The sequence below is a fragment of the Deinococcus sp. genome (genome assembly GCF_025362455.1).
Taxonomy (GTDB): domain Bacteria; phylum Deinococcota; class Deinococci; order Deinococcales; family Deinococcaceae; genus Deinococcus.
Genome location: NZ_JANYGJ010000182.1, coordinates 1 through 2002, shown reverse-complemented (window position 1 = coordinate 2002; position 2002 = coordinate 1). Strand labels below are relative to the sequence as shown.

Sequence of the window (2002 nt, the reverse complement as noted above, 5' to 3'; positions counted from 1 at the left end):
GGCATGGGCGTGCTGCCGCTGATGTACAAAGGCGGCCAGAGCGCCGAGAGCCTGGGCATCAGCGGCGAGGAGCTGTTCCACTTCCACCTGCCCGCGACCCTGAAGCCCCGCGAGGACGTGCGCGTGACCGTGACCGACCTGAAGGGCGTCAGCCGCGACATCGTGGTGCAGTGCCGCATCGACACCCCCGTAGAAGTCGATTACTACAAAAACGGCGGCATCTTGCAGACGGTGCTGCGGAGCATCTTGAAGAAAGGGGAGACCGCGCAGGCGTAAGTGCGAGAGCTGGGAACTTGAACGGCCCCTGCCCGGTTGGGTGGGGGCATTAATTTGCATGGCTATTTTAAATGTACAGCTTTGGCTTTGAATCCCTTAAAAGCTTGCGAAAAATTTTGTGAATTTAGTAGATTAGATATGTGGATGACTATATTAAGTCCAGAATCCGAAGAAATATTAGTCTCCCCATATTCCATGATCGGAATCTGTCTATTATTATTGAATCTTTTATCCGGGCCGCCTCTTTTATTGACATATTGCCAGGTAGATCCAAGAACTCTCGCATCGCTTGGTTTAGCTTCACCTTCAACAAATCTCGTCGTGTAAGACTCCATATTTAAATCATGGTAATCAATAGCCGCATATTTGTTGTCTTGACGCAGTAGTAAAAAATCTGGCATAAACCATAAGTTTGTCTGCCCAAGTATTAAGCCCGGAATCTTTATATTCGAACTAATGAAAGGCGGATTAGAGATCTCTACCTTTGCGGCAGAACGGCTCAGCAAGGATGTCGCCCCAGCATTTCGTTTCCAATCTGAATTTGCCTGTTGTGTATTCACTCTCCAAATTTTTTCAGATTTAGACACGCTATTGATTGCTTCTGATAGTGTCTGGAATCTTTTAGCCGAATCGATTGATAAGTCGTAAAATATGGGTGTTGTTTTGTTGTTATCATCTCCCCTTGAAAAATAACTCGTTAACAATATTCCAATTACGAGCAATATCCACGAAACCACGGACAAGAATCCCCCGGTCAAGAAAAACAACAGGATGAATATACCTAATACGATAAGAAAGTAGCTAGGCTGACTTATTCTCTCATTTATAGAGTCAATCAATTCTTTGAATGATGAATCACTAAGTTCATCAATGCTTGCAGTCTTAACCAGCGAAGCATCGGTAGGATCGTAACTGTAATCGTTCACCTGAAAGAGTCTGTTCGGTTGATCCACCTTGTTCACTTGATTAGGGCTTCCAATTCTTTGTCTGTACGTTACACCCCCAGAGCCGACTGTGACATAAGTTCCACGTGGACCAGTTGTCAACCTCGCCCCTCTGGCACCAATACTGGTGCTGACCCCTGCTTTGGAGAGTGTCAGTCTGACTGGTCCTGCTCGAAAACTTTTCCTGAAGTAGAGTCCCACAACTCAGTCTACTCAATTGGACTCCGTTGGTCGCCAAAAATGTTTACTAGTTTGCTCTCAAGCCTGGCACACAATCCACCCATGAAAACCCTCCCCCTCACCCTGCCGGAGCTTCTGCACGCCCAACTGATGCAGGCGGCCCAGAACACTGGATGGACGGCGACCCAGCTTGCTTGCCAGGCCATCGAAAACTACCTGGCCCAGCAGCGCGAAGACCAGTTGAACGCCGAGCTGGACGCCTATATTGCCAGGAACGCAGGTACGCCGTTCGATCTCGAGACTGAGGTTGAGGCGGCGGGTGTGGCTCACTTGCTGACCTGATTGCTGGATCAGTACGGCCTCGCTGACAATCACTCCCTCAGCCGATCAGGTTCACGCCCGCGTACACCTCATCCACCCGTAGCTTCACGTTCAGGCAGGGCAAATCCACCTCGTCTTCGGCGACCTCGATCTGCCACTCCTGCCCGACACGGCGGTGAAATTCCACGCCCCTCGCCTCGCTGTCAATCAGCAGGTAGCCTTGCAGACTGTGCAGGCGGCGGTAATCGCTGGCTTTGAACGATTCGTCTATGGCGCGGGTG

Annotated in this window: 3 protein-coding genes and 1 pseudogene; 2 read left to right on the top strand and 2 right to left on the bottom strand. The window is 50.0% G+C overall.

Features of this window, described 5'->3' with window-relative positions; all coding sequences use genetic code 11:
• Positions 1-276: pseudogene (locus Q0R23_RS13690) on the top strand (aconitate hydratase); the annotation flags it as partial.
• A 62-nt stretch (positions 277-338) separates the two neighbouring features.
• On the opposite strand, the gene Q0R23_RS13685 reads toward Q0R23_RS13690, so the two are convergent.
• Positions 339-1421 carry a DUF4236 domain-containing protein gene (locus tag Q0R23_RS13685; protein ID WP_293913857.1) on the bottom strand — a complete coding sequence of 361 codons (1083 nt, stop codon included), beginning with the start codon at positions 1419-1421 and terminating at the stop codon, positions 339-341.
• An 81-nt stretch (positions 1422-1502) separates the two neighbouring features.
• On the opposite strand from Q0R23_RS13685, the gene Q0R23_RS13680 reads away from it, so the two are divergent.
• The gene (locus Q0R23_RS13680) at positions 1503-1742 is read left to right on the top strand and encodes a hypothetical protein (protein WP_293913855.1); all 240 of its coding nucleotides are present in this window, start codon (positions 1503-1505) and stop codon (positions 1740-1742) included.
• Positions 1743-1779: 37 nt separating this feature from the next.
• Here Q0R23_RS13680 and Q0R23_RS13675 read toward each other — a convergent pair.
• Positions 1780-2002 (bottom strand): Uma2 family endonuclease (locus Q0R23_RS13675; RefSeq protein WP_293913853.1); only part of this gene is annotated, 223 nt, incomplete at its 5' end.

Bases quoted from the DNA above. Each gene is read 5' to 3' on its own strand.
- Q0R23_RS13680 (WP_293913855.1), top strand. From the start codon at position 1,503: ATGAAAACCCTCCCCCTCACCCTGCCGGAGCTTCTGCACGCCCAACTG.